The organism is Solitalea koreensis (assembly GCF_900182575.1).
GTDB lineage: Bacteria > Bacteroidota > Bacteroidia > Sphingobacteriales > Sphingobacteriaceae > Solitalea > Solitalea koreensis.
Genome location: NZ_FXSZ01000002.1, coordinates 1 through 25926, shown reverse-complemented (window position 1 = coordinate 25926; position 25926 = coordinate 1). Strand labels below are relative to the sequence as shown.

Here is a 25926-nt window from a genome sequence, read left to right as displayed (position 1 = left end):
AGTAAATCGTGGGCTTTGAAATAAATATTTTATAAAATTAGATAACTTTTACGTTAACTGCATTCATACCTTTTTTACCTCTTTCCAAGTCGAACTCAACTTGGTCGTTTTCTTTAATTTCGTCGATAAGACCGCTTACATGCACAAATGTTTCAGTATTTGAATCACTGTGTTGAATAAAGCCAAAACCTTTTGTGTAATTAAAGAATTTTACTGTTCCAGTTTGCATTTTGTTGTTGTTGTTGTTGTTGTTGTTGTTGTATTTAAAAAATTGTAGTAATGTTTATGGATCAATTTTAATCGATAAACATTAATATCATTATTGGATAACTTTTACGTTAACCGCGTTCATTCCTTTTTTGCCTTTTTCCAAGTCGAACTCAACTTGGTCGTTTTCTTTAATTTCGTCAATAAGACCGCTTACGTGTACAAATGTTTCAGTATTTGAATCACTGTGTTGAATAAAGCCAAAGCCTTTTGTGTAATTAAAGAATTTTACTACTCCAGTTTGCATTTTGTTATTGTATTATATTTAAAAAATGTTTCAATTAATTAGTTGAAAATAAAATTAATATCCTATATCAAATGTTTATAGATTTTAATTATTATTTCAAAATTGTTTGGGAGAATACTGTAGAAGGGAAATTAGATATTTTTGATAATAAGTAGTTTTTCTTCTCGACTATTCTTCGTCGACGCTGTAAAGGTGAGGTTTATTTTTTTAATAACCTATTTATTTCTAAAATAATTTTAAAAACTAATCTACTTACAATCAATGCAATACAACAAATCTACGTAAGTTCAATCTTGCCAAATGGAGTTTCAACTTTGTCACCGGCTTTTAGCTTAGCACGTTTACGCATCTCGAGTTGACCATTCACTTTTATTTGTTTATCAACTACGAGCATCTGCGCTTGTGCCCCACTTTCGGCCATTTGTGTAGCTTTTAGCAATTTAATCAGCTCGATGTATTCTCCATTTATTTTAAACGTTGTCATTTTATCATCATTTAAGGATGCGAAAATACGCATTTCAATATGGATTTTCTTCCATACGTTTCTTTGCCTCCATGCACCATAACATCTCTTTCATAAATATACCGGCCAGCTTATTACTTAGCTCTTTATTTATTGCGTTTCCGTTTTCGTCATAGGCTTCTCTTACCTTAGGAACAGCAAACATTGCCGGAACCACCCATGCCTTTATCTTCCATAAAGAAAACTGCAGAGAAGTCATTACCTGAGTGCCGCCAAAAGGACCATCCGAAACAGTTACCAGGCCGATCGGTTTTTTATACCATTCATCATAAAGTAAATCAATCACGTTTTTTATACTTGCCGGATAACCGCCATTATACTCTGGTGTTACCATGATTACCCCATCGGCATTTTTGATTTTATCAGCAAAGGCTAGCACCTTTTCAGAAGGCTTGGCTTGAAATCGTAAACGTTCATCAAAAAGAGGGAATTGATATGCATTTAGATCAAGTAATTCAACAGATGCAAGGTTATTTTCTTCAATAAATCTTTTGAAAAACAATGCAACCCGATGGCTGTTACGGCCTACACGAACACTTGCTGAGATAATAGCGATATGCATAACTGTATATTTAGATAAAACCCTCTAACAACTCGATTTTAATGAATGGATACAGATGATAAAGAAATCTGATCTAGAAGAAGCTTTTTTAAAGTTACAGATAAAAACTAAGCTATCGGATGGAATTACAGTTCATTCAACCGAATAGCTAAACTGTGGCCCATACTAAAACAGGCTTGAAGCAGATAACCTCCTGTAGGAGCATCCCAATCTAACATTTCACCAATGGCGTAATGCCCAGGCAATTTCTTCAACTGAAAGTCAGTATCAATCTCATCTAAAGAAACACCTCCTACTGTCGAAATCGCCTCATCAACAGGAGCTGTAGCTATAATTTGTATGGGTATTTTTTTTATTTTAGATGAAAGAGTATCAATATTTAGGAAATCTTCTTTAGTCAATTCACTTTTAAGGAGAGTTAGTTGAACTTTGCTAAATTTCAACTGATCTTCCAGATGCTTCGACCATGATTTTTTGCCCCTTTCGTAATTAAGTCTTCTCTTAATTTCTTCAATGGGCAAATCTGGTTTTAGGTCAATATAGATAATCGCGCTATTGTTAGCAGCTAATTGCTGACGAATCTCCGGACTCAATGCATACACAGCCCCTCCTTCCAAACCAAATGAAGTAACAACAATTTCGCCTCTTTTCTCTTTATCCAAACATTTTACAGCTATGTTTTTGATGGGCTTGCCTTCTGTTTGCTTTATGAATTCTTGAGGCCAGTTAATTTGAAAAGCACAATTAGACGCTTCAAAAGGATTACATTTAACCCCTTTAGCTGCAAAAAGAGTAGTCCAGCTTCCATCCGATCCGGTTTTCTGCCAACTTCCGCCTCCCAAAGCAAATACTATGTAATCAGCTTTTATAATTTTTGAATCTTCCTTTTCGGTAGAAAAAACAAGGTCTTTTTTCTCGTTCCATCCTTGCCAGAGGTGCCGGGTTAAGACTTTAACGTTCTTTAATGACAAGCTATTTAAAATAGCATTAAGTACTTCAATAGGTTTAGTCCCTTTAACAGGGAACACTCTATTACTGGAGCCTACAAATGTTTCAATGCCAATCGCTGACAACCATTCACGTAAATCGGTGTTGGAAAATGAGAAGATCTTATTTTTTAAGAATGAAGAAGGATTGTATCGAGTTACCAGTTGATCGACGGATTCTCCATGTGTTAAATTAAAACCACCCTGTCCTGCTACTAAAAACTTTCTACCAACTGCAGCATTACGTTCATAAATAGTAACATCAAACTTATTTGTATTGAGCTGGGCTGCTAGCATTAATGCTGCCGGTCCTCCTCCAATTATTGCAATTATTTTTTTCATTCATTGCAAATATATACAACAATTATTGGGGGGCTTTTCAAAAAATGATCTGTATATACTCATTTTGAGTCCTTAACATTATCCACCTCCAATACCCATCCTGCTTCTCCTGCTTTCAATTTATAAGTAACTGTTCTTGTTCCTCCACTGGGAGAAACATTAGGATCATCTTTCAAATAAATCGGAAAAGATCGAATTAATCGATTTTGGTTAATTTTGAAAACATCATGCCCCATATAACCTGTTGAAAATTTTTTATTATCTGATAGTTCTGGAAGATAAATAGAGGTCAAACTTTTGTTTTTATTTGAAGAATAAGCATAAACCTTTCCATAGGATCCGCTACCAGCTGAATTGGCAAAACAGTATAACTCAGGAAAAGCATCACTGTTTAGGTCTGCGACAACAGCATCAGTAATTGTGCCTTCTATATCTTCTGAAATGACACTTTTTTGTACAATTCCGGAAGGGGAAATTACGAGCCTATTTAAGGAACTTGTGTTTGCACAAGAAACTTTAAAGGATATGGCACCCATACTCAGAGTCTTCGAAAAGCCGGAATCAATAGACTGTTGAGCAATTGAGTCAGCAGCAACAGAATTAGCCCTATCAGCAATCATATGTTGTTTCGGAGCTGAATGGGTGCAGGAAAGTAAAGCAGTAATACCAAACAGGAAAATATAACTCAAGGTTTGTTTGAGCATTGTTAATTAATTTTAGGTAAATTAATAAGATAATTAACTAAAATACATCAAGTTAATAAAAAGCAGACAGATTCCATATAATACCATGATTGCTCCCGACATTTTCCGCAAACGTTTTTTGATAGAAGGTTACTTCACAATTGAAGTTAACGAGCAGACGCCAATTAACTATTTTAAGTATCTAACCGATAGCCTTGAACTTAAAACGTATGGAGATCCTATAGTTCATACAACAGATGGATTAGGAAAAAAGGAAAATCAGGGATACGATGCTTTTATTCCTTTAATCGATTCAGGAATTTATTTGGCAATATGGTCGAACAAGAAATTTTTCTCACTTATTATTTATACATGTAAGGAGTTTGACGAAGCAAAAGCACTTGTATTTACCAAAGAGTTCTTCAAGGTTACCGAATCAGAGAACAAGCTTTTTTAATCATAAATACAACAGGCTGCCCAAATTGAGCAGCCTGTTGTATTTTAATATCTTGGATCTATATCTTGAATCTTACTTACTTCAAGGTTCGAGCCAACCAATCAAAGAATATACGGTTCCAAAGAATACTGTTTTGTGGTTTTAAAACCCAGTGACCTTCATCAGGGAAGTACAAAAAGCGACTTGGTATTTTCTGCAATTGAGCAGCGGTAAATGCTTCCATACCCTGGCCCAGTGGTACTCTGAAATCCTTTTCATTATGAATAATCAAAATCGGGGTATCCCAGTTTTGTACAAATTTATCAGGCGAAAACTGCTCGTACGATTTTAGATTTTTCCAATACGGACCACCCAAATCATGATTCACAAACCATAGTTCTTCTGTTGTACCATACATTGATTTTAAATCGAACACACCATCATGGGCAATAAAGGTTTTAAAGCGTTTCTCATGATGACCGGCCAGCCAATACACAGAATAACCACCATAACTTGCACCAACAGCTCCCATACGATCTTTATTCACATAAGGTTCTTTTGCAGCATCATCAATTGCACTCAGATAATCACGCATAGCCTGACCTCCCCAATCACCTGAAATTTCAGCATTCCATTGTTGACCGAATGAAGGTAAGCCACGACGGTTAGGTGCAACGACGATATAACCATTTGCGGCAATTAATTGGAAGTTCCAACGATAAGAGAAAAATTGACTCACCGTACTTTGAGGGCCACCTTGGCAGTATAATAAAGTGGGGTATTTTTTGGTTGCATCGAAATCAGGAGGTAAAATCATCCATACCAACATTTCTTTTCCGTCGGTAGTTTTAACCATACGCTTCTCAACTTTACCCATTTTCAGTTTCGAAAGCATTTCAGTATTTACCTGCGAAAGTTGTTTCAAATCACCTTTAGCTAAATCAACTTTAAAAACCTCTGTTGGCAATGAAATGCTCATCATTGAAGCGATCATCACTGGTTCCTTGCCTTGCATCACAAAATCGAAGTCGGTAATATCTGCTACAACTTTGGTAATTGGCATTATTCGAGAAACCGAGTGCAAGCGTGGATCAAACATGCAAATTTGTTCTGTTGCTTCCATACCGGCAATGAAATAAATGCGCTGGCTGTTTGCGTCCCATTCAGCTTTCGATGATGAATAATCGAAGTTTTTAGTAATATCAGTTTTTGCTTTAGTGGCCACATCATAGGTGAGGATTCGGTTTTTGTCGGCCTCATAACCAGGAGTTTCCATGCTCAACCAAAGCATTTTTTTACCATCAGGAGAAAAACGCGGATTGGTATCATAACCATTCATTCCCTGACTAACATCTTCAGTTTTTTTACTGGCAATAGTGTACACGTAAATATCAGAGTTGGTACTCAGGGCTTCATCTGTACCATTAAGCTTACGGCTAGTGTAAGCAATCTTTGAATCGTCATAACTAAAGGCAATTTGTTCTTCGCCACCATCAGGTTGCAATGAACAATCAAATCGTTCACCTTCCATCAAATCGATTGCTGCATCAACCTTACCATTATTATATTTAGCAAGGAAAATATGACTATAAGCATAATCATGCCACTCGGTCCAATGTCGGTAAAACAAACCATCAATGATACGTGCCCCGTCAACCTTGGGAAGATCTGTATAAATTTCTGCAGGATTTTTATCCAGTTTTACATCAGACAAATACCATAGATAACCCATTTTTGGAGAATAGCCAAATCCGGAAATCCCCTCTTTCACATCTGTAATCTTTACTTTATCTGAGCCATCAGGATTCATCTCCCACACTTGCCCGCCTTCTATGTAGCCAATTTTTCGACCGTCAGGACGCCATTTACCAGAAAAGGGACTTTCGGGACCAACAGCAACAGGCTTAACATTTTGGCCGTTAATATCCATCATGTACAAATCAGAATTACCCTTATTAGCGGCAATATCCATATAGCGTACATTGTATAACACTTTTTTGCCATCAGGTGAAACACGAGGTTCCGACACGCGGCCTAATTTCATCAACAATTCAGGTGTAAGATGATCCTGAGCCATTGTCTGCAACGCCATTATAATAAAAGCTACTGCAATAAATATTTTCCTCATAAGATTTTGAAATTGTTTAAACGAAGATAGGAAAATGATGCAAGCTAAAGTAGAAGCTGAATGCTGAACTTAGTTTTCTATTCATCACAATGAATCATATCCGCAATACCAATGAATTAAGCGCATTCATTGCCTAGAGTGCTGAGTTTTTTATTTAGATCTATTCTGATTTATCAATATTCATCATTTCTTCATGTTCCTGTAATTAGGTTTGGTCTAACACAATTTTAATGATGAGATTAAAAAATAAGTACAGTTTAGTTTTAGGTAGTATTTTGCACATAATAGCTGGAGTGATAGGAGCTACCTCATGTAAACACGACCCCGATTTAAGTAATACACCTACTATCAGCTATTCCAATGATGTTCAGCCTATTCTTATAGCTAATTGTACACAATCAGGTTGTCATGGTAATGTTTATAATGAAGGATTTAAACTCCTTTCATATAATGATGTGTTAAGACATATAAAACCGGGTAGTGCTACTGGTAGTCAATTAAATAAAGTAATAACGGCTTATGGCAATATTGAAACGCAAATGCCCCCTCCTCCTAATCGTCATTTAAATGATCAGGAAGTTTCCACCATTTATTTATGGATTTTACAAGGTGCAAAGAATAACTGATATTAAATTAAGCAAATAATGAAAAAAAATTTTTTAATCAGCTTGCTATTGATGGTAGGCCTGGCATCATGCTATTATGATAAATCGGGTGAGTTGCATCCTGAGCAATCGTTAGGAGAAACAACTTGTGATGCAACGGGCACAATGTTATACTCAAAAGATGTGGCACCCATTTTAAGTAGTTATTGTGGCACGGGAAATTCTTGTCATGGTGGTAATAATACCAGCGGTGTGAATTTATCAACCTATAGCGGCGTAAACGCTGTTGCGACAAGTGGTAAACTTGTAAGTTCCATTACTTGGGATGGAAAAACCAGTCGTATGCCTCAGGGAAGTTCATCTCAGCTAAATGACTGCAGTATTGCTAAGATAAAAAAATGGGTTACAGACGGGCACCTTAATAATTAACAAACAAATGAAATTTTCTTTCTATACCTATTTTCTATTCGGTGCCTTAATACTTCCTTTTTCTGCTATGGCCCAGGATGATCCTATGAAATTGCTTGAACAGAGAGATTCTGTAAAGAATGAAGTAGTTTCAGCAACCTTCAAAGGGACACATGTTATCAATTTTAATTCTGTAGAAACCGTAGGACCTCGTACATTGGAATTTCAAATTCAACATCGGTTTGGGCCGTTTAACAGTGGAGGATATAATCTTTTTGGATTGGACCAAGGAGCTACTATTCGACTAGGTTTAAGTTACAGTTTTAATGGAAAGTTCGAATTTGGCATTGGCCGCAGTTCAATTGATAAGCAGTACGATACTTATGTAAAATCCAGAGTCCTCCGACAGTCGATAGGTAAAATGCCGGTTAGTTTAACTTTATTTGGAGGGGCTTATTATACCACCGTACATGATAATCAGGTGGTTCCTGGTATTGATCGTTATGAATATACGAGCAGTCGTTTTTCATATGTAGCACAGGCCATTGTTGCACGTAAGTTCAATGAAAATTTATCGTTGCAACTAAGTCCTATGCTTATCCACTATAATTTAGTTGATAAGATAACCGATAAAAACGACATCATGGCTTTAGGCCTAGCAGGTAGATATAAGCTAACCCGACGCATGGCTTTAACTACCGAATACGGCTTAAGGATAAACAACTATTCATTACAGCAATATTATAACAGTTTTGGACTAGGCTGGGAGATTGAGACCGGAGGTCATGTGTTTCAGGTAGTTTTTACAAACTCATTAGGAATAACGGAAAATCAGTTTATTCCATATACCAATACTAAATGGTCAAATGCCGGAATTCGTTTAGGTTTTAATATTTCAAGAGTATTTACACTTTAGATTCAAATTAATAAGAATGAAAAAATTATTGATTATAATAGCGTTAAGTACAATTGCAATTAGCGCTAAAGCTCAGGTATATGTTTCTAATTCATCAAAGGTTTCTTTTTTTTCAAAAACGTCGGTTGAAGATATTTCAGCAGTAAATACAACCGCTTCAATATTATTGAATGCAACAACCGATTCGTTGTATGTTAGGATAAAGAACACATCTTTTACTTTTGAACGTGCTCTTATGCAAGAACATTTCAATGAAAATTACATGGAAAGTTCAAAATATCCTATATCATCATTTCGTGGAAAACTCAATGAAAAAATCGATTTTTCAAAAGACGGAACTTATACTGTAAATGTTACCGGGAAATTAAATCTACATGGTGTAGAGCAGCTCCGTACTTTTAATGGAACAATGGAAGTAAAAAATGGTAAGATTACCCTTAGCTCATCGTTTAAAATAAAACCCCAAGATCATAATATTGAAATTCCTAAACTGGTTTTTACCAAGATTGCCGAATTGATTGATGTAAATGTGTCGGGAGCACTCAGCCCTTATCAAAAGAAAGGCAGTTAAAAACATTCAAAAACAAAATCGGTGCTTCACCTATGAAGCACCGATTTTGTTTGATTTCATTTATTCTTGCATTAATCAGTCCGGAGGTTGATATCTAAAAAATCACGTTTTCCCTATAAAAAGGGCATTCTGTTACAATAATATTCGACTCGCTCAACTTGACAGTCTAATTTGAATACAGATCACGGATCACTACTGATGCCACCGTACAACCGAAAACTGCTGGCATATAAGAAATGGTTCCAATTACTGATTTTTTATTATTCATGCCTTCAACGGTGTATACGCGGTCGGTTTCAATATCTTCCGGAGACCAAACCACTGTTAAATTCTCCTTCACTCCCATTTGGCGCAAGCGTTTACGTACATGGCGAGAAAGCGTGCAGTTATAGGTTTCGAAAAGATCAACTACACGAACACGAGTAGGGTCTACTTTTCCACCTGCACCCATTGAACTTACAATCGGAATTCCACGGTCTTTACAACCTTTAATAAAGAATAACTTAGGAGATAGGGTATCTATGCAATCAACAGCGTAATCGAAAGATCCCTGATCCAACACCTCGAAGGTACGCTCATCACGCAAGTATTCACACATGACGTTCAGCTTAATTTCAGGATTGATATCACGGATACGTTCCGCTAAAACTTCAGCTTTTAATTTTCCTTCAGAACTTTTAGTAGCTGGTATCTGACGGTTTCTATTACTTGGATCAACAGTATCGGCATCAACAATGGTCATGGTACCTACGCCGGCGCGAGCAATCATTTCAGCACAAATTCCACCAACTCCGCCTAATCCAACAACCAACACATGAGCATTAACTAATTTTTCAATCTTTTCTTCGCCCAACAACAGGTTGGTACGACTCATCCAGTAAGGCACTTCCATTCTATTAAAAACAGGTTATAGGTTAAGAATTTGGGGTTTAAGCTATTGGTATTCAGTATTCATTGGCCCTTTCCTCAAAAACGGTCGCAAAATTATTAAAAACCAACAATTTAACCTCACCCGATTCAATATTTCTTAAATCAGCTGCTTTTTCATACACTTGGTCAATGCTCACGTTTGTGTTATCAGTTTCCAGAAATAAACGATTCAAGGGAATCTTTTTGAAAAGCTCTATTTGTACAGCATGATTTTGAATCAATGATTTACCAAATGAGAAATACGCTTTATGCTTCATTAACTGGGCTAATTCCTGTGCATTTCCTTGAAAACGATGAAAGATAAACGGCACATTTGATGCCTTCAAATAAGGAACAAAATCATAATAACTGCGCACGGAATGTATAATAATAGGTTTGCGGTAACGCTGAGCCAGTTCAAACTGTGTTGCAAAATAACTACGCTGTAAATCGATTGATATTGCAATTGACCGATCAAGTCCGCACTCTCCTATTGCTAATACCTTTGATGATTGCAAACAGCGCTCCAATCGCTTCATTGATTTCTCGAGATCAGACTTTGCTACATGCCAGGGATGAATGCCAACCGAAACCGCATAATTTAACTGATCAAGATCCTTCCTCTCCAAAAAATGAAATGCATTACGAATTGTAAACTCATTATCCAAAATGGGTTTGCGATGCGAATGAATATTGATGTAATAGTTGGACGATGGTTTCATGAATAATGAAGTTACCTAAGAAGAAGGTTACGAAGTTATGAAGTAGATACTAACTATGAACTCAACTATTACAAATTTATTTTTCTCTAACTGTAATTCTATGCAAATTGTGCTACTAATTAATCATACGATCCACCTGAATGCAGTTAAGTGAAAAGCAATTTATTGAACTGGTGAACACTCATCAAGGCATCATCCACAAAGTTTGTGGCATGTATTGCAATGATAAGGATAATAAAAAAGACCTGTTTCAAGAGATTGTATTGCAGCTTTGGCGTTCAGTTGCTTCGTTTAGGGCCGAAGCTAAGATCAGTACTTTTATTTATCGGGTGGCATTGAATGTGGCTTTATCAGGCCTACGTAAAAGCTATCGCCAACCTGTACAAGAAAGTATAACAGAGAACGTGCTTGCTTATCCGAATGATAGCAGTTACGAAGAAAAATCGGAACAGTTACAAATGCTCAACGATGCCATTGCTCATCTCTCAGAAATCGAAAAAGCAATTACGTTGATGTATTTAGATGATCGATCTTACGAAGAAATCGCAGAAACAATGGGTATCACCCAAAACAATTTGCGGGTAAGAATGAACCGGATAAGGGAAAAATTGAAACAGATAGTAAAAACAAGATGTAGCATTTAGTCCATGGTCGATAGTCGACAGCCCATGGATAAATAATATAATTATAAAAGTATTTCTATGGACTATAGACCGTGGACTACGGCCTAAAAAACTCTTTTAGAATGGAATTAGAAAACCTGAAAAATGCCTGGAAAGATCTTCAAGGATTGCAAACCAATGAGCAGAAAAGTGATTTGGAGATAGCTGAAATGCTGAACAACCATTCAAACGATGTTATCAATAAAATCATGAAGAACATTCGCATGGAGATGATTGTATATGCAATTTGCATGGTGCTATTTTATCTCCCCATGTATCGTTTATTGAATAATTTGGGTGGAAAAATTTTCATGGCGGTATTTTATGTTATGTGCATCTTTTTCCTGCTATACTATCGTAATATGATGCAGTACTTAAAAAGCTTTAAACAAGATGCCTCCGTACGGAAAAACTTAACCGCTTTAGTGTTAAAACTGGAAAAATTCATCAATGTATATTACCTCAGTAATTTACTGCTCACTCCTATTGTATTTGTTACGGTAGTGTTCATTTTAATACCTAAATACGTAGCTGAAGACATTAATCAATATATTAATGACAATCCATGGGCTATGATCGGGATGATATTAATTGTTCTAGCGATGGTTGGCAGCACTTATTGGTTCATAAAATCCTATTCACAAAAGATATATGGCCAGCACCTGCAGAAACTAAAAGCCAGTTTAGAAGAATTGGAGATGATTGATTAAATAGGTTTAAGGCTAGGTTTATGGTCGGATCACAAAGAGAACCTTAAACCTCAAACCTAAATATTTTGGGCTATCACATACCCACTTGCCCAGGCCCATTGGAAATTGTAACCACCTAACCAACCGGTAACATCCACGCATTCACCACCGAAAAACAAACCTGAAACTTTTTTAGCTTCTAAGGTTTTCGATGAAAGTTCATTGGTATCAATGCCTCCGCGCATCACCTCGGCTTTTTCATACCCCTTATCACCGGCTGGTTTCACATAGAAATGATGAATCAAATTTTCAATATCCTGCAAATCATTTTTAGTGAGAGAAGCCAGATTAGTGCTCAGAGGAAGGAATTCTTCTAATGCTTCTACAAATTTCCGTGAAAACAGTTTATCCAGAAAAGTAGCAAGCATTTTCTTTCCATTGGTTTGTCGTTCTTCCTCAATTAAATCTAATATATTTCCGTCAGGATAAAGATCAATCTCAAATTCTTCACCATGTTTCCAGTAAGATGAAATCTGCAAGATCGCCGGACCACTTAATCCCCAGTGAGTAAACAAAATATTCTCTTCGAAACTAATCCGATCATTGCTTACGCGGCTAAAAATACTGGTTCCCGATAGTTTTTCGTACCATTCGCGGTCTTCACCACCGATGGTTAACGGAACAAGAGCCGGAGCGGTTTTGGTAATTTTCATACCAAACTGTTTGGCTACTTTAAATGCAAAATCAGTTGCTCCCATTTTTGGAATAGGTAAACCGCCGGTAGCGATAACAACTTTGGGCGCGGTTAATAGTTCTTGCCGGCCATTCAGCTTAAATTTTACAGTAAAGCCATCATCGTTCTTTTCAACTGCATCTACCATGGAACTGCAAATAATCTCCTGTCCGAAATCATTACAAATTTGGGTAAACACTCTCACAATGTCTTTAGCATTATTGGTAGTTGGAAACAATTGACCTAATGTTTTCTCTTGTCCCTCAATACCATAGGTTTCAAAAAAACTAATGGTATCATCAACAGTCCATTGTGAAAAAGCGGATTTACTGAAATGCTCATTATCAGAAATGAAATTCTGGTGAGTTGAATACATATTGGTGTAATTACAACGTCCTCCACCTGATATTAAAATCTTAGCTCCGGGTTTATCATTTCCTTCCAAAATCACCACCTTCTTACCCAAATAAGCCGCTTGAACCGCACACATTAACCCACAAGCTCCTGCACCAATTATTATTGCATCTAAATCTGACATTCGAGATTTACTGTTATCACTACCCATAGAAATGGCCAAAAAATTTAAATTCCTTCCTAATTCATGCATTGCATATCTCAACAGGTCTTTCTCATATCTAATATTGAAAGATTATATTTGTCAAATGCAAGAAACGACACAAATATCAGCATTTGGATCGATATTACTATTCCTGGTTCTGGGAACAGGCTTTGTTTTAATAACGCTGTTCATGTCATCCTTGATCAGTCCTCACAAACCCAATCCTGAGAAACTAACTTCTTATGAATGTGGAGAAGAGCCAACCGGAAATTCATGGATGCAGTTTAATATGCGTTTTTATGTGGTGGCATTGGTATTTTTGCTGTTTGATGTTGAGTTAGTATTTCTTTTCCCATGGGCAACCGTATTCGGACAAAAAGCACTTATAGCAGCTGAACCCGCTTGGGGATGGTTGAGTTTTATTGAGATGAGTATCTTCATTGCTATTCTGTTGATAGGCTTATTATATGTTTGGAAAAAGGGCGATATCGATTGGATTAAACCACAACCACTTATTCCTGTAGTGGACGTAAAAGTTCCGATGAATTTATATGCTGAATTGAATACACATAAACATCAATTACGAGCATTCGATCCGCAAACATTAAAAGAAGCTGCAGTTAAAATTGAAACGGTCGAACCTATTACTGTTTCCCCTAGAAAAGCCTTATTCAAAAGTGCTATGGCCGGTAAATTAGGCACTAATGAAGTTGAAAAAACAATTACTGAGAGTTCTCCAGCTAACGAACCTGTGAGTGAAAAACCAGGGGCAGATAAACCTGCATCGGCTCCATATAAGCCTAAGTTTAAACCACAGCTAAATAAGTCAACAATTGAAAATAATCAGACTGTAAATGAGGGTACGGAACTAAAACCTGAAGAAAAAACATCAGAAAACAAAACAGTTGCTCCTTATAAACCAAAGTTCAAACCTCAAATCCTGAAGAAACCAGATGAGGCAAAGGAGAAAACGCATAGTGTAAATGAGGTAAAAGAAGAAATTAAGGAAGAAACAAAACCAGCAACAGCACCTTACAAGCCTAAGTTTAGACCACAGATGTTAAAAAAAACTGATGAGGCCAAGGATGAAGAATCAACGCCAATGACTAATGAAACGAAGGAAGAAGTTCAGGACGAAAAGAAAACCTCAACTCCTTATAAACCAAAGTTTAGACCGCAGCTATTAAAAAAGCCGGAACAAGCATCAAACACGGAAGATGCATCGGATGTTAAAAATGAAGACTAGGCTTTAATTCTTTAAGATTTAATACTATAAATGGAAGAACTCATAAAAAAAGTGGAAAGCAATGGAGTTGTAATTACCAAGGTTGATGACCTGTTAAACTGGGCGCGTCTTTCATCGCTTTGGCCGGTAAGTTTTGGCCTTGCTTGCTGTGCAATTGAAATGATGGGTTCCATGGCTGCTAACTATGATTTGGATCGTTTAGGGGTATTTCCTCGTCCGTCACCGCGTCAATCTGATGTAATGATCGTTGCAGGTACGGTAACCTTTAAAATGGCTGAACGAATTAAACGCTTATATGAGCAAATGCCTGAACCTAAATATGTTATTTCAATGGGTTCTTGTTCAAATTGTGGAGGCCCATACTGGGAACATGGTTATCATGTGGTTAAAGGAGTGGATCGAATTATTCCGGTAGATATTTACGTACAAGGTTGTCCACCTCGCCCGGAAGCATTAATTGGTGGTATAATTGAGCTTCAAAATAAAATTAAAACCGAAAGTATATTAACCCAGATGTAGATTATGGATAAAACCCGAAAAATATTAATAATTGCGGCAAGCCTATTCTTTGTTATTCAAGCTGTAATGGTGGTAATTCATTTGAACAAAGGAGAAAGCATCGTGAGCAGCTTGCTTGGTGTGACTTCTATGTTATTAGTTGCAGTTGGTTTGTACATTACTGCCAAAGCATCCGGTAAGCTATAAATCCTTTAATATAGAGCCTCCTACGGGAATCGAACCTGCGACCTACTCATTACGAATGAGTTGCTCTACCGACTGAGCTAAAGAGGCATAATGTTCTTCTAAAATAGAGAATTTAAATAACAAAACAAGAGTATACCTATAAAGAAAAAAGTACTATTCATACTTATTTTATTTTTTTAAACTTATAGCTTCTAATGTTTACCATATCGTTTGTGGGGATACCGGGTAACATCACCACCAACAGGATATCGGAAGAAACTACTATTTTAAAGTTCTTAAAATAAACTTCGGAAATATCACAAGAAGGGCTAAAAAGAAAAAAATTACATGTTGAATCAAGATCGAACGCAGAAATACGCGTACCATAAATTGGGTGCATCATTTCGAGTAGACCTGAATTTTGATCCGGAAACAAGGCCTCTCCATTGTCATTGGTTCTAACAACCACACCTGTTACTCCTCCTAAACGACAATCAATATTTGGAATAGGTAATTGTAAAGAATCTATAATTTTTACTATCAAACCATCATGATGAGAACTGTCCGAATAAACTAATACAAAATCTTTGTCGGGTTGGCTCTTTTCGCTTTTTAATACCAGCTGGTTACGATACAGTTTCCAGGTGCCTTTCCCCCATTTATCGACTACACCATAGGTAAATGTATATTCAAAAGTATGGTCAGCATTAAATTTGAAACCGGCAGATATTTCCGGCATACTCTCCAAAAAGTAAATTCCAGGAATTTGTTTTTCAGAGATAGATTGTCCGTTGCATTGTGATTCACACAACATAACAAACACCAGGATCAGATAAAAATACCTCACCATATATAAATTTACTCAGAAGCTTGCAGAAAAGATCTTTTTTTGAAGAATTTGATGCTAAAGAGATATCACTAAAAAGGGGTTAAAGTTTAAAACTCTAACCCCTTTTTAGTGATATCCAGATGCTAATTAACAGAACTGAATCTTTTTGTACGCATTCAACGATAATTATTCCTTATTTGGAGACTTTTGAAATTCAGTTACTTTAGCAGCAGGTCTAATTTCTGTTCCTTTTATTTTGGTTAGATCATCTCCTATTTCATTTCGATAACGATCTGCTATTACTGAAAGTTGTTTTACTATTTCCGGGTACTTATCTTTCACATCAAGGGTTTCTCCCGGGTCAGTCCGTAAATCATACAAACCCAATCTCACACTATCACTTGCATATTTTCCAGGCCAGCCGTCATGGCCGATAGCTGTTACTTTTTTATAGGTTTGTGACATACAAGGGAAAGTTAATACCCATTGTCCTTTACGAATACCTTTTAAACTGCAGCGATCGTAATAATAAACAAATTCATCTCTGGGATTAGCAGCCGGTACTTGTTTTAGCAGTGGCGTTATATCAACTCCATCGATCTTTTTAACAGGCTGTTTGGCCCCACAACTATTAATGATAGTTGGCAACAAATCCATACTTGCTACCATATTGTTACAAATTGTACCCGAGTTTATTTGAGATGGCCAACGAATAATAAAAGGTACGCGTACACCGCCTTCCCAAGCCGTTCCTTTACCCTCTCTAAAACCACCAGTACTACCGGCATGATTGCCAAAGGTAAGCCAAGGGCCATTATCACTAGTAAAAATTACAATAGTATTGTTTGAAAGCCCATTTGCATCCAGAGCTTTCATAATTTCTCCTATTGACCAATCGATTTCCTGCATCACATCACCAAACAACCCTTCATTACTTTTCCCTTTAAATTTAGCAGATGCTGCTAATGGTACATGGGGCATAGCGTGTGCCAGGTAAAGAAAAAATGGATTCTTTTTATTGCGATTAATGAAATCAACCGCCTTATTCGTATAGAGAGAAGTTAACGTAGCAGCATCGTCTAAGGTTTTAATTTCCTTTCCGGGAGTATCACCCTCCAGTAAACGAAGCACAGGCCAACGCGCTTTTCCTTTCATATCAGTGCTTGGGTTACCATCATAATTTACCGGCCAATAATCATGTGAATAAGGTAAGCCCGTAAACTCGTCAAAGCCATAATGCAGGGGAAGAAATGGAGGTCTCTGGCCCAGGTGCCATTTCCCTAACATTCCCGTTTTATAACCCTTATCTTTTAACAAAGAAGCAATTGTTTGCTCATCCGGGTTCAAAGCTATTTCAGAAATTGGACTCAATGCTCCGTCAATTCCAATTCGGTTGGGATAACACCCTGTTAAAATAGCAGAACGTGATGCACTACAAGTTGCCTGAGCTACATAAAAATTGGTAAAACGCATCCCTTCGGCAGCAAGCTTGTTAATATTTGGTGTATGATAGGGAAAACCTCCATAGCATTCAAGATCACCATAACCCATATCATCCATTAAAATAAGAATCACATTGGGTGTTTTAACGGGAGGCTGAACAGTTATTTGCTCTTTCCTTCCGGCACTACTCAATACAATTATTGCAATTAAAAATATAAACGGTCTTAAATACGAACCAATCTTTCTCATAAATTGAAGGTATAATTTAAAAATAATAAGCGTTTTGTCATGTTGTATAACACTAACTATCTAAAGTTATTGCGGAGATATTTGTCAACTTTTAGTTTTTACAGCAAATAATCTTATTCGAATGCCAAAAAATATATTTTATTGACAAAAGGCAGAAAAATTAATTCCTGCCTTTACCTGTTTATAATAATAAATAATTATTTATGAACACTCATATTGTGCTCTAACACTTTTTTATAGCCTAACCGTTCAATTTTATCAACGGCGGTAAGTACCTTATCGCTTAACTCTTGTTTATATTCTGAAAGTTTATTCGAAACATGCTCGTCATATGCTCCAATGATATTGGCAGCAAGAATACCTGCATTTGCAGCTCCATTTAAAGCAACAGTTGCTACGGGTATTCCACTTGGCATTTGAAGAATAGACAGTACCGAATCCCAACCATCAATTGAGTTGCTTGATTTTACAGGAACGCCGATAACGGGTAAGGTGGTTAACGATGCTACCATACCAGGCAAATGGGCGGCTCCGCCGGCTCCGGCAATAATTACTTTGATACCACGACCAACTGCTTGTCCGGCATATTCAACCATACGATGAGGAGTACGATGTGCCGAAACTATAGTTACCTCGAACGGTATTTCAAACTTTTCCAATATTTCTGCAGCAGCCGACATTACTTTTAAGTCAGAATCGCTGCCCATAATTATACCTACTAAAGGATTACTCATGCCTGTATTTTAAATGTATCTTTTACAAATTTTGCCTTTTCAAATGCTTTTTTCAGATCGCTGTCGATAATCGTAACGTGTCCCATTTTACGAAATGGTTTGGTGATTTTCTTTCCATATAAATGCAAGTAAACGCCCCCAAGTGATGAAATTTCATTTACACCAACGTAACGAGCTTCTCCTATAAAGTTTTCCTCGCCTAATAAATTAACCATAACAGCAGGTTGGCGTTGATCCGTGCAACCTAATGGAAGATTAAGAATGGCTCGTAAATGCTGCTCGTATTGAGAAGTTACACAGGCTTCGATTGTATGGTGACCACTATTATGCGGACGAGGAGCTAATTCATTTACCAGAATCTTTCCGTCTTTGGTAACAAACATTTCAACTGCAAGTAAACCAACGAAATTAAGTTTCTCCACCACATTCATTGCCAGTTGTTTAGCAATTTCAGTGAGCTCATCACTGATATTGGCAGGACTAAACAGAAAATCAACCAGGTTCATATCTGGATTAAACTCCATTTCTACTGCGTCAAATGTTTTAATCTGTCCTGAAGCATTTCGAGCAACCAATACGGCAATTTCTTTATCAAAATCTACTAACTCCTCCAAAATACTTGGTTCATTAAAAGCTTTGTCTAAGTCTTTTAATGAGTTTATTTTACAAACTCCACGGCCATCATAACCTGCCTTACGCAGCTTTTGCATAGCAGGAAACTTGTCGGCGTAGTGCACCAATTCTTCCCGGTTAACGATTTTTTGATAAGGAGAGGTCGGGATATTGTTCTGAATATAGAAATCTTTTTGAAGCCCTTTATCCTGTATCAACTCAATGATATGAGGTTGAGGAAAAACGGTTACGCCTTCTGACTCCAACTTTTTTAATGCTTCAACATTCACATTCTCAATTTCAATCGTAATTAAATCAAGATTACGACCGAAATTGTAAACGGTGTTAAAATCATTAAAACTTCCTAAATGAAAGTTTTTACAAAAATAGCTACATGGAGAAGTCGGATCAGGATCCAGAATGTGTACATCGACACTATAGTTCATCGCAGGCTGAAGTAACATTTTACCTAATTGCCCACCACCAAGTATGCCTAATTTAAAATTTGAAGAGTTAAATGTTTTCACACACAAATAATTGATAAGCTCAAAAATATGCATTTTGTAGCTAACATCAATTTAATCGTGGATTTTCAGGAAAATTAACTAGCGGAGCATATTTTGATCCTAAGGATTTAATGGCTTCGCTCCATAATTTTTTGTCAAATTCACCAAAAACCAAGTCGGCATTAGCATCGGCTACCAACCAGGCATTCTCGTTCAGCTCACCAATTAATTGCCCTTCTCCCCAACCTGAATAACCGATAAAAAACTTCACTTCGTCATCTCTAAGCTTATTATTTTCGAGTAAAATTTTTATCACTTCGAAATTTCCACCCCAATAAATTCCGTCTCTAATATGTACACTGCCTTCTATGCTATCGCCTATTGAATGAAGATAATGCAGACTATCATTCCCCACCGGACCTCCGATATAAACCGGAAATTGGCAGTCTTCCAGATCTTCAATAATATCACAAATTAAAAGTTCAGTTTTTTGATTTAAAACGAACCCTACAGATCCCTCTTCGTTATGCTCAGTTAAGTACACTACTGATCGTTTAAAATTTGGATCGAACATAAATGGCTCAGAGATTAACAGCTTTCCTCCTGCCGGTTGCTTGTTGTTTAACATAGCTCCTTGATTTAGCAGATTGATGGAGTAGATTTTACTGTTAAGATAATCATAACTTATTAGAAGTCATATACTTATAAATAATAGGTGTAATAAAAAGTACTATTTTTTGACTAAACAATATTTACTGTAAAATCTGAGTAATTTTACAGACTGCCTAATAACAATAACAACATCATGAATATTGAAAAAACAGCACTCGAAAATTTAAGACAAGAATATAGTGCCCAATCGCTTTTAGAAACCGATATAAACAAAAATCCATTTATACAATTTGACACTTGGTTTAACGAGGCCTTACAATCAGGGATTATTGAACCTAATGCAATGACTATTTCCACATCAACTGTTGCAGGAAAACCTTCTGCTAGGGTTGTCCTTTTAAAAGGTTTTGATGAAAACGGATTTACATTTTTCACTAATTATCAAAGTCGGAAAGGGGCTGAAATTGAGCAAAACCCTAATGTATGCCTCTCATTTTTTTGGATCGAACTACAACGTCAAATCATCATTGAAGGAACGGTTCAAAAAGTAGATAAAGAAGAATCAACCCGCTATTTTCAGTCAAGGCCAAAAGGTAGTCAAATTGGAGCGTGGGCGTCAGCTCAAAGTCAGGCCATCACAAATCGAAGCGTATTAGAACAAAAATGGGCGGAATTAGAAAAACAATACGAGCACAGCGATGTTCTCCCAAAACCTGATCATTGGGGTGGTTTTCTCGTTAACCCAAACTTTTTTGAATTTTGGCAAGGTCGCCCGAGCAGACTGCACGACCGTTTGCAATATACTAAGGGAACAAATAATGAATGGAAAATTCAACGCGTAGCGCCTTAGCAAAGGGTTCTGAGAAAAGAGGATTGGGATCAGGGAGATTTATTCTTCTCATCCTAAAACTGATAACCAATAACTGACAACTATTTTTTTACTTTTGGTAATATGACCTTTCAAGAGATAAAAAACCTTTTAATAGAGAAGTTTGGAACTGAAGTGCTTATTGCTGAGCAAAATGAAGGTTTACAACCTGCTCTTGTTATTAATCCTGAATTCATAAACAAAGTTTGTTTTGAACTCCGTGATAATAGTAATACGTACTTCGACTTTCTTTCCAATTTATCCGGGATAGATTATGGTATTGATAAAAATAAAATCGGAGTTGTTTACCACCTTTCCTCTATCCCATATAATACTCAACTAACTTTAAAGGTAGAAAAAGAGTTTGATCGCAACTCAGCAATACTCCCCTCTTTTCCTACAGTTTCCGACGTTTGGCGCACCGCCGATTGGCACGAACGCGAAGCCTATGATTTATTGGGTATTGATTTTAAAGGACATCCTGATTTAAGGAGAATCTTATTACCTGATGATTGGGAAGGATATCCTTTAAGAAAGGACTATAAAACAGCAGAAACCTATAAAGGCATTAAAATAGATTACTAATTGTCTAACCGAAGATAAATTGAACCGAGCAAACGAACGCTATAAAGAACGCATTAGCAACCTCAAAACTGAAGAAATGGTGCTCAATATGGGTCCACAGCACCCATCAACGCATGGAGTACTACGCCTTGAATTGATTACCGATGGTGAAATAGTTGTAGATGTAATCCCTCATATAGGTTACCTGCATCGTTGTTTTGAAAAACATTGTGAATCGCTCAGTTACCCGCAAATAATCCCTTACACCGATCGTATGGATTACATGGCCTCTATGAATAATAACCATGCCTTTGTAATGGGAGTTGAACATATGCTCGGAATTGATAATGATATTCCCAAAAGAGTGGAATACATAAGGGTTCTGGTTTGTGAGTTAAACCGCATTGCCTCTCATTTAATTGCTATTGGTACCTACGGAATTGACATTGGCGCTTTTACCCCATTTTTATGGTGTTTCCGTGATCGGGAGTATATTATGAACATGCTTGAATGGGCTTCAGGAGCAAGAATGCTTTACAACTATATTTGGGTTGGAGGTTTATTTTATGACCTGCCTGTTGGCTTTGAAGAACGTTGTACAGAATTTGTTGAGTACTTCAGACCAAAAATGGTAGAGTTGAATGAACTTCTTACCAATAACCGAATCTTTATTGACCGTACTGCAAACGTAGGTGTTTTGCCACTGGACGTAGCCATTAACTACGGATGTTCGGGACCGGTTTTACGAGGATCAGGTATTAAGTATGATTTACGTAGAGTTGATAATTATTCAGTTTACCCGGAAATTGATTTTGAAATTCCTTGTGGCACCGGACAAATGGGTAAAGTGGGTGACTGCTGGGATCGTTATAAAGTACGCGTTGATGAAGTGGAGCAATCACTCCGTATCATAGAACAATGTTTGGAGCGGTTGAAAAAAGAGCTAAAACGAGGTCCTGATTTTGATCCGAGAGCTAAGCTTCCTAGAAAATGTACTCCAAAAGCACAAGATTTTTATGTTAGAGCTGAAAATCCAAAAGGTGAATTGGGTTTCTATTTCATTGCCGATGGAAGAACCGAAATTCCGTTTAGGGTAAAATCACGCGGTCCTAGTTTTAATAATCTATCTGTTCTTCCTGAGATATCACGGGGAGTAATGATTGCCGACATCGTTGCGATTTTGGGCTCAATTGATATCGTTTTAGGAGAAGTAGATCGGTAAGAAAATCTTGCTACTTAAATCTTACATCTTTATCTAAAAGAAATGAACGCAATCAATCCTGCTACCAACGAAATAGTAAAAAACTATATAGAGCATACTTCTAAGGAAGTTGATGAAAAGATCAATGCAACTCATGAAGCATTTCTAAATTGGAAAGATGTTTCATTTAAAGAACGCTCTAAACTATTAAAAAAAACGGCCAAAGTATTACTTCAACGTAAACAAGAGCTAGCCGAATTAATGGCCCTTGAAATGGGCAAGCCATTAAAGCAAGGAATTGCAGAAATAGAAAAATGTGCTTCTGTTTGCGAATATTATGCCGAAAATGCTGCCGTTTTTCTTCAGTCTGAAGAGGTTAAAACCGAGGCTTCTAAAAGTTATGTAACATTTAATCCGATCGGTGTTGTATTGGCCGTAATGCCATGGAATTTCCCCTTCTGGCAAGTATTTCGCTTTTTAGCTCCGGCTTTAATGGCCGGTAATACAGGAGTATTAAAACACGCTTCTAATGTTCCGGGTTGTGCCATGGCTATCGACGCGCTAATTCGCGAATCAGGTTTTCCAGAAAACGTATTCCAAACATTACTGATCGGTTCAAAAGAGGTTGATGCGGTTATTGAACATCAGCATATAAAGGCAGTAACCTTAACGGGTAGTACACAAGCCGGTAAAAAGGTCGCGGCAAAGGCCGGTTCTCTTATAAAGAAAACAGTATTAGAATTAGGAGGAAGTGACGCCTATATTATTCTTGAAGATGCCGATCTACAGAAAGCAGTTGAAATATGCGTTGCTAGCCGACTAATTAACAGCGGTCAAAGCTGTATTTCAGCGAAACGGTTTATAGTGGTTCAAAGTATAGCCGACAAATTCATTGAGCAGTTTAAAGCCTTGATGGCTGCTAAAAAGATAGGAAATCCCTTTGAGACATTTACTGATATTGGCCCATTGGCACGTGTTGACTTACGTGATGAACTTCATGATCAGGTTAAACGCAGTGTAGCCGCAGGAGCGAAATGTCTTTTAGGAGGAGAGATTCCCGACCAACCGGGAGCATACTACCCTCCAACTATTCTCATCAATATTAAAAAAGGAAATCCTGCTTATGAAGAAGAATTCTTTGGACCTGTAGCATCTATCATTACTGCTAAAGATGAACAAGAAGCTATCTTCATAGCAAACGATAATTCTTTCGGATTAGGGGCTGCTGTATTTACTGAAGATAAAATCAGAGCTGAACAGATAGCGTCAGAGCTCCTGGAAGCCGGTGCATGCTTTGTTAACTCATTGGTTAAATCTGATCCACGATTACCCTTCGGTGGGATAAAAGAATCTGGTTATGGTCGTGAATTGGGTTTGTACGGCATCAAAGAGTTCGTGAATATTAAAACGGTATTCATCTTTTAAAATATCAATAAAAAACCGGCTGAGGCCGGTTTTTTATTGATATTTTAAAAGAGATCTGATCTTTAATTATAAACTTTCACCATGAACACATAATCCTTCATCTTTTTAATTTGTTCGGTTCTGCTCAATCCAGCTATTGAATTCTTCTTAGCAAAAGTGATTTTATTAAAAGCGATCTTATTATCTAAGGAATCATGCGGTATTGAATTCAGAAATTTAAGCACACTTTGTGAACGAATTGCAAACGTGGCGCCTTCTGTTTCATTCTGTTTACCACTCACCACTCCTACTATATTTCCTTTGCTGTCAATCAACGGACCGCCGCTGTTGCCAGGATTTGCTGGAATTGAAACCTGGTATGCTACTGTATCGCCACCGAAACCGGTTGCTGAACTTAAATAACCTTTACCATACACCATTTCATCACGAGGGAAACCTAAGGTAAACACCTCTTCGCCTAAATCTGATTTATTCTTTTTAAAGGTATAAGGTAATGGGCCAAACGATTTAAAATTGGGATCATCAATTTGCAGAACTGCTAAATCATAAGTTTGATCCATATAAACAGGCTTCGCTTTATATACTTCACCTTTATCATTTTCTAAATAAATAGAATCAGCGCCATTAACAACGTGATAATTGGTGATTAAATAACCTGAACTTGATAATACAAAACTTGTACCTCCAAATTTACCTGGGTTGACAGGTAATTTAGTATTCGATTGAGGATTAGAATTAATATTTCTGATTAAAGCATTTTGTGAGCGCTTAATTGATTCCATATCACGACGTAAAGCCCTATAGGAAGCGTTTTTCTCATTATGAAGTAAATTTGATGCTACTAGCGTACCCATAATTGTAAAAAACGCTACGGTTGCAGCGATAGCAATCTGGTTTTTATAGCTTCTCCATAATTGAATCACTTTTGGAGTTTGAGGTAAGATTTCAGTTTTAATGGCTTCAATATCCAGCTCACTATGAAACGCTTCCAATTTATTTGAAAGAGATTTGCGTTCAGCCACCGCTTTAATAGTTGATATAAATTGTTGTTGAAAAACAACTTTACCATCTAATTCCGAATCAGTTCTGCGTAACGAATCAAACGCACGACGTTCAACTTCCGACATTTCATCGTTTAGGTAACGCTCAATTTCATTCATTATTTTTTGCTCTTCGTTCATGATCAATTTCTCTAACAGCGTTCAGAAAAAAATAATTTCTTTAAACGCATCATACATTTGTACTTCTGTGTTTTGGCGTTATCGGCATTGGTATAACCGAATTTCTCGCAAATCTCCTGCATGGAGCTATTGTGCATGTAATAATCTTCAATGATTGTTTTACATGGTTCACCTAATTTAACAAGTGAACTTAGCATTTGATTAATCATCAAATCCTTTTCTTCATGCGCTGCCAAGTCTTCATCTACTGCAATAATATCCTGATAATCGGTAACTTTCCCAGCATTTTTACTTTGAATCTTGAGCCTCTTAAGCCATAAACGCCTGCAAACAGAGTAAATAAACGTTTTCAGTTTACTGTTCAACTGAAAGTTGCCATTTCGAACTTTATCATAAAGTATAATAATCGACTCTTGATAAACATCTTTAGCATCATCTTCAGAACCACTATTTGTCATCACCAACTGCAGAACCATCGGAAAATACATTTTATAAAGACTCCTGAGGGCTTCATCAGAACCATTTAACATCCCCTCTATAAATTCACTATCAGTTGTATATGATTTAGTTGTCACTCTGTTACGTTCTTAATACAAATAAGATGAAATTGTAACCCAATAATAGAAAAAAAAAATGCTGATTATTAAAAAAACGCATTAATAAGAGGTAAACAGCCATTTTATAAGCACGTTATCAAGATCTAATTGTCAATAAAATATAATTTTTAAACAGTAGTGTCCGATAAAAAATAAACGAGGCAACCAAAGTCACCCCGTTTGTTTCTACTTTTAAGTTACGACACTTTCAAGTATGAACAAATCTAA

Annotated in this window: 31 protein-coding genes and 1 tRNA gene; 14 read left to right on the top strand and 18 right to left on the bottom strand. The window is 36.8% G+C overall.

Annotated elements, in window-relative coordinates; genetic code table 11:
* Positions 1-37: 37 nt before the first annotated feature.
* The 6 genes from FN756_RS03245 to FN756_RS03220 form a co-directional block, all read right to left on the bottom strand.
* Positions 38-229, bottom strand: coding sequence for a cold-shock protein (locus FN756_RS03245; protein ID WP_142601438.1), 192 nt, complete (start codon positions 227-229; stop codon positions 38-40).
* Positions 230-319: 90 nt separating this feature from the next.
* Positions 320-514: a cold-shock protein gene (locus FN756_RS03240; protein ID WP_142601437.1), complete on the bottom strand. Its 195-nt coding sequence runs from the start codon at positions 512-514 to the stop codon at positions 320-322.
* Between the two features lie 277 nt (positions 515-791).
* Positions 792-998, bottom strand: a complete 207-nt coding sequence (locus tag FN756_RS03235) for an RNA-binding S4 domain-containing protein (protein ID WP_142601435.1) — start codon at positions 996-998, stop codon at positions 792-794.
* 34 nt (positions 999-1032) lie between these two features.
* The gene (locus FN756_RS03230; protein ID WP_142601433.1) at positions 1033-1599 is read right to left on the bottom strand and encodes an NADPH-dependent FMN reductase; all 567 of its coding nucleotides are present in this window, start codon (positions 1597-1599) and stop codon (positions 1033-1035) included.
* Positions 1600-1724: 125 nt separating this feature from the next.
* Positions 1725-2927: a BaiN/RdsA family NAD(P)/FAD-dependent oxidoreductase gene (locus FN756_RS03225; RefSeq protein WP_142601431.1), complete on the bottom strand. Its 1203-nt coding sequence runs from the start codon at positions 2925-2927 to the stop codon at positions 1725-1727.
* 59 nt (positions 2928-2986) lie between these two features.
* The gene (locus FN756_RS03220) at positions 2987-3631 is read right to left on the bottom strand and encodes a PliI family lysozyme inhibitor of I-type lysozyme (protein WP_142601430.1); all 645 of its coding nucleotides are present in this window, start codon (positions 3629-3631) and stop codon (positions 2987-2989) included.
* Between the two features lie 85 nt (positions 3632-3716).
* Here FN756_RS03220 and FN756_RS03215 point away from each other — a divergent pair, with 85 nt between their 5' ends.
* Complete coding sequence (locus tag FN756_RS03215; RefSeq protein ID WP_142601428.1) at positions 3717-4067, top strand: hypothetical protein; 351 nt, start codon at positions 3717-3719, stop codon at positions 4065-4067.
* A 76-nt stretch (positions 4068-4143) separates the two neighbouring features.
* Here the strand turns inward: FN756_RS03215 and FN756_RS03210 are convergent, their stop codons facing one another.
* The gene (locus tag FN756_RS03210; protein ID WP_142601427.1) at positions 4144-6174 is read right to left on the bottom strand and encodes a S9 family peptidase; all 2031 of its coding nucleotides are present in this window, start codon (positions 6172-6174) and stop codon (positions 4144-4146) included.
* 230 nt (positions 6175-6404) lie between these two features.
* On the opposite strand from FN756_RS03210, the gene FN756_RS03205 reads away from it, so the two are divergent.
* Genes FN756_RS03205 through FN756_RS03190 form a run of 4 tightly spaced genes read left to right on the top strand, consistent with a single transcriptional unit; the run spans position 6405 to position 8674 of the window.
* Positions 6405-6800 (top strand): hypothetical protein, encoded by a 396-nt coding sequence (locus FN756_RS03205; RefSeq protein WP_142601425.1) that lies wholly within the window; start codon positions 6405-6407, stop codon positions 6798-6800.
* 18 nt (positions 6801-6818) lie between these two features.
* A complete protein-coding gene (locus tag FN756_RS03200; RefSeq protein ID WP_142601423.1) occupies positions 6819-7208 on the top strand; it encodes a hypothetical protein in 390 nt (129 codons plus the stop codon).
* Positions 7209-7215: 7 nt separating this feature from the next.
* Positions 7216-8103 (top strand): DUF5777 family beta-barrel protein, encoded by an 888-nt coding sequence (locus FN756_RS03195; RefSeq protein WP_142601421.1) that lies wholly within the window; start codon positions 7216-7218, stop codon positions 8101-8103.
* 16 nt (positions 8104-8119) lie between these two features.
* Positions 8120-8674, top strand: a complete 555-nt coding sequence (locus FN756_RS03190) for a YceI family protein (RefSeq protein WP_142601420.1) — start codon at positions 8120-8122, stop codon at positions 8672-8674.
* 166 nt (positions 8675-8840) lie between these two features.
* Here the strand turns inward: FN756_RS03190 and FN756_RS03185 are convergent, their stop codons facing one another.
* Together FN756_RS03185 and FN756_RS03180 are read right to left on the bottom strand one after the other, a co-directional pair.
* A complete protein-coding gene (locus FN756_RS03185; protein WP_142601418.1) occupies positions 8841-9566 on the bottom strand; it encodes a tRNA threonylcarbamoyladenosine dehydratase in 726 nt (241 codons plus the stop codon).
* 52 nt (positions 9567-9618) lie between these two features.
* Complete coding sequence (locus tag FN756_RS03180; RefSeq protein ID WP_142601417.1) at positions 9619-10305, bottom strand: TatD family hydrolase; 687 nt, start codon at positions 10303-10305, stop codon at positions 9619-9621.
* Between the two features lie 140 nt (positions 10306-10445).
* On the opposite strand from FN756_RS03180, the gene FN756_RS03175 reads away from it, so the two are divergent.
* Together FN756_RS03175 and FN756_RS03170 are read left to right on the top strand one after the other, a co-directional pair.
* Positions 10446-10949, top strand: coding sequence for an RNA polymerase sigma factor (locus FN756_RS03175; RefSeq protein WP_142601415.1), 504 nt, complete (start codon positions 10446-10448; stop codon positions 10947-10949).
* Positions 10950-11050: 101 nt separating this feature from the next.
* Positions 11051-11677, top strand: a complete 627-nt coding sequence (locus FN756_RS03170) for a hypothetical protein (protein ID WP_142601414.1) — start codon at positions 11051-11053, stop codon at positions 11675-11677.
* A 56-nt stretch (positions 11678-11733) separates the two neighbouring features.
* Here the strand turns inward: FN756_RS03170 and FN756_RS03165 are convergent, their stop codons facing one another.
* Positions 11734-12927, bottom strand: coding sequence for a BaiN/RdsA family NAD(P)/FAD-dependent oxidoreductase (locus FN756_RS03165; protein WP_142601412.1), 1194 nt, complete (start codon positions 12925-12927; stop codon positions 11734-11736).
* Between the two features lie 124 nt (positions 12928-13051).
* Here FN756_RS03165 and ndhC point away from each other — a divergent pair, with 124 nt between their 5' ends.
* The 3 genes from ndhC to FN756_RS03150 are packed head-to-tail and all read left to right on the top strand — an operon-like array spanning position 13052 to position 14899.
* Positions 13052-14194: an NADH-quinone oxidoreductase subunit A gene (ndhC, locus tag FN756_RS03160; protein ID WP_142601410.1), complete on the top strand. Its 1143-nt coding sequence runs from the start codon at positions 13052-13054 to the stop codon at positions 14192-14194.
* Positions 14195-14224: 30 nt separating this feature from the next.
* Entirely contained in the window at positions 14225-14713 is a 489-nt protein-coding gene (locus FN756_RS03155; protein ID WP_142601408.1) for an NADH-quinone oxidoreductase subunit B, read from the top strand.
* Between the two features lie 3 nt (positions 14714-14716).
* Positions 14717-14899: a hypothetical protein gene (locus FN756_RS03150; protein WP_142601406.1), complete on the top strand. Its 183-nt coding sequence runs from the start codon at positions 14717-14719 to the stop codon at positions 14897-14899.
* A 14-nt stretch (positions 14900-14913) separates the two neighbouring features.
* Here the strand turns inward: FN756_RS03150 and FN756_RS03145 are convergent.
* From FN756_RS03145 to FN756_RS03120, 6 genes are all read right to left on the bottom strand, one after another.
* Positions 14914-14986 (bottom strand) — tRNA-Thr (locus FN756_RS03145).
* Between the two features lie 76 nt (positions 14987-15062).
* Entirely contained in the window at positions 15063-15617 is a 555-nt protein-coding gene (locus FN756_RS03140; protein WP_142601405.1) for a hypothetical protein, read from the bottom strand.
* 276 nt (positions 15618-15893) lie between these two features.
* Positions 15894-17399, bottom strand: a complete 1506-nt coding sequence (locus tag FN756_RS03135; RefSeq protein ID WP_142601403.1) for a sulfatase family protein — start codon at positions 17397-17399, stop codon at positions 15894-15896.
* 197 nt (positions 17400-17596) lie between these two features.
* Complete coding sequence (purE, locus tag FN756_RS03130; RefSeq protein ID WP_142601401.1) at positions 17597-18133, bottom strand: 5-(carboxyamino)imidazole ribonucleotide mutase; 537 nt, start codon at positions 18131-18133, stop codon at positions 17597-17599.
* Entirely contained in the window at positions 18130-19272 is a 1143-nt protein-coding gene (locus tag FN756_RS03125) for a 5-(carboxyamino)imidazole ribonucleotide synthase (RefSeq protein ID WP_246085412.1), read from the bottom strand. Before FN756_RS03125 ends, purE begins: the two co-directional genes overlap by 4 nt.
* A gap of 46 nt (positions 19273-19318) precedes the next feature.
* On the bottom strand, positions 19319-19879 hold the full coding sequence (locus FN756_RS03120) for a YqgE/AlgH family protein (RefSeq protein ID WP_142601398.1): 561 nt from the start codon (positions 19877-19879) through the stop codon (positions 19319-19321).
* 177 nt (positions 19880-20056) lie between these two features.
* Between FN756_RS03120 and pdxH the strand changes: the two genes are divergently transcribed.
* The 4 genes from pdxH (at position 20057) to FN756_RS03100 (ending at position 23921) form a co-directional block, all read left to right on the top strand.
* Positions 20057-20713, top strand: a complete 657-nt coding sequence (gene pdxH / locus FN756_RS03115) for a pyridoxamine 5'-phosphate oxidase (RefSeq protein WP_221929005.1) — start codon at positions 20057-20059, stop codon at positions 20711-20713.
* Positions 20714-20815: 102 nt separating this feature from the next.
* Positions 20816-21316, top strand: coding sequence for an NADH-quinone oxidoreductase subunit C (locus FN756_RS03110; protein WP_142601396.1), 501 nt, complete (start codon positions 20816-20818; stop codon positions 21314-21316).
* A 76-nt stretch (positions 21317-21392) separates the two neighbouring features.
* Complete coding sequence (locus FN756_RS03105; protein WP_246085430.1) at positions 21393-22517, top strand: NADH-quinone oxidoreductase subunit D; 1125 nt, start codon at positions 21393-21395, stop codon at positions 22515-22517.
* A 42-nt stretch (positions 22518-22559) separates the two neighbouring features.
* A complete protein-coding gene (locus tag FN756_RS03100) occupies positions 22560-23921 on the top strand; it encodes an NAD-dependent succinate-semialdehyde dehydrogenase (RefSeq protein WP_142601392.1) in 1362 nt (453 codons plus the stop codon).
* Between the two features lie 62 nt (positions 23922-23983).
* On the opposite strand, the gene FN756_RS03095 is transcribed toward FN756_RS03100, so the two are convergent.
* Entirely contained in the window at positions 23984-25102 is a 1119-nt protein-coding gene (locus FN756_RS03095) for a S1C family serine protease (protein WP_142601390.1), read from the bottom strand.
* 11 nt (positions 25103-25113) lie between these two features.
* Entirely contained in the window at positions 25114-25632 is a 519-nt protein-coding gene (locus FN756_RS03090; RefSeq protein ID WP_142602163.1) for an RNA polymerase sigma factor, read from the bottom strand.
* Between the last annotated feature and the right edge of the window lie 294 nt (positions 25633-25926).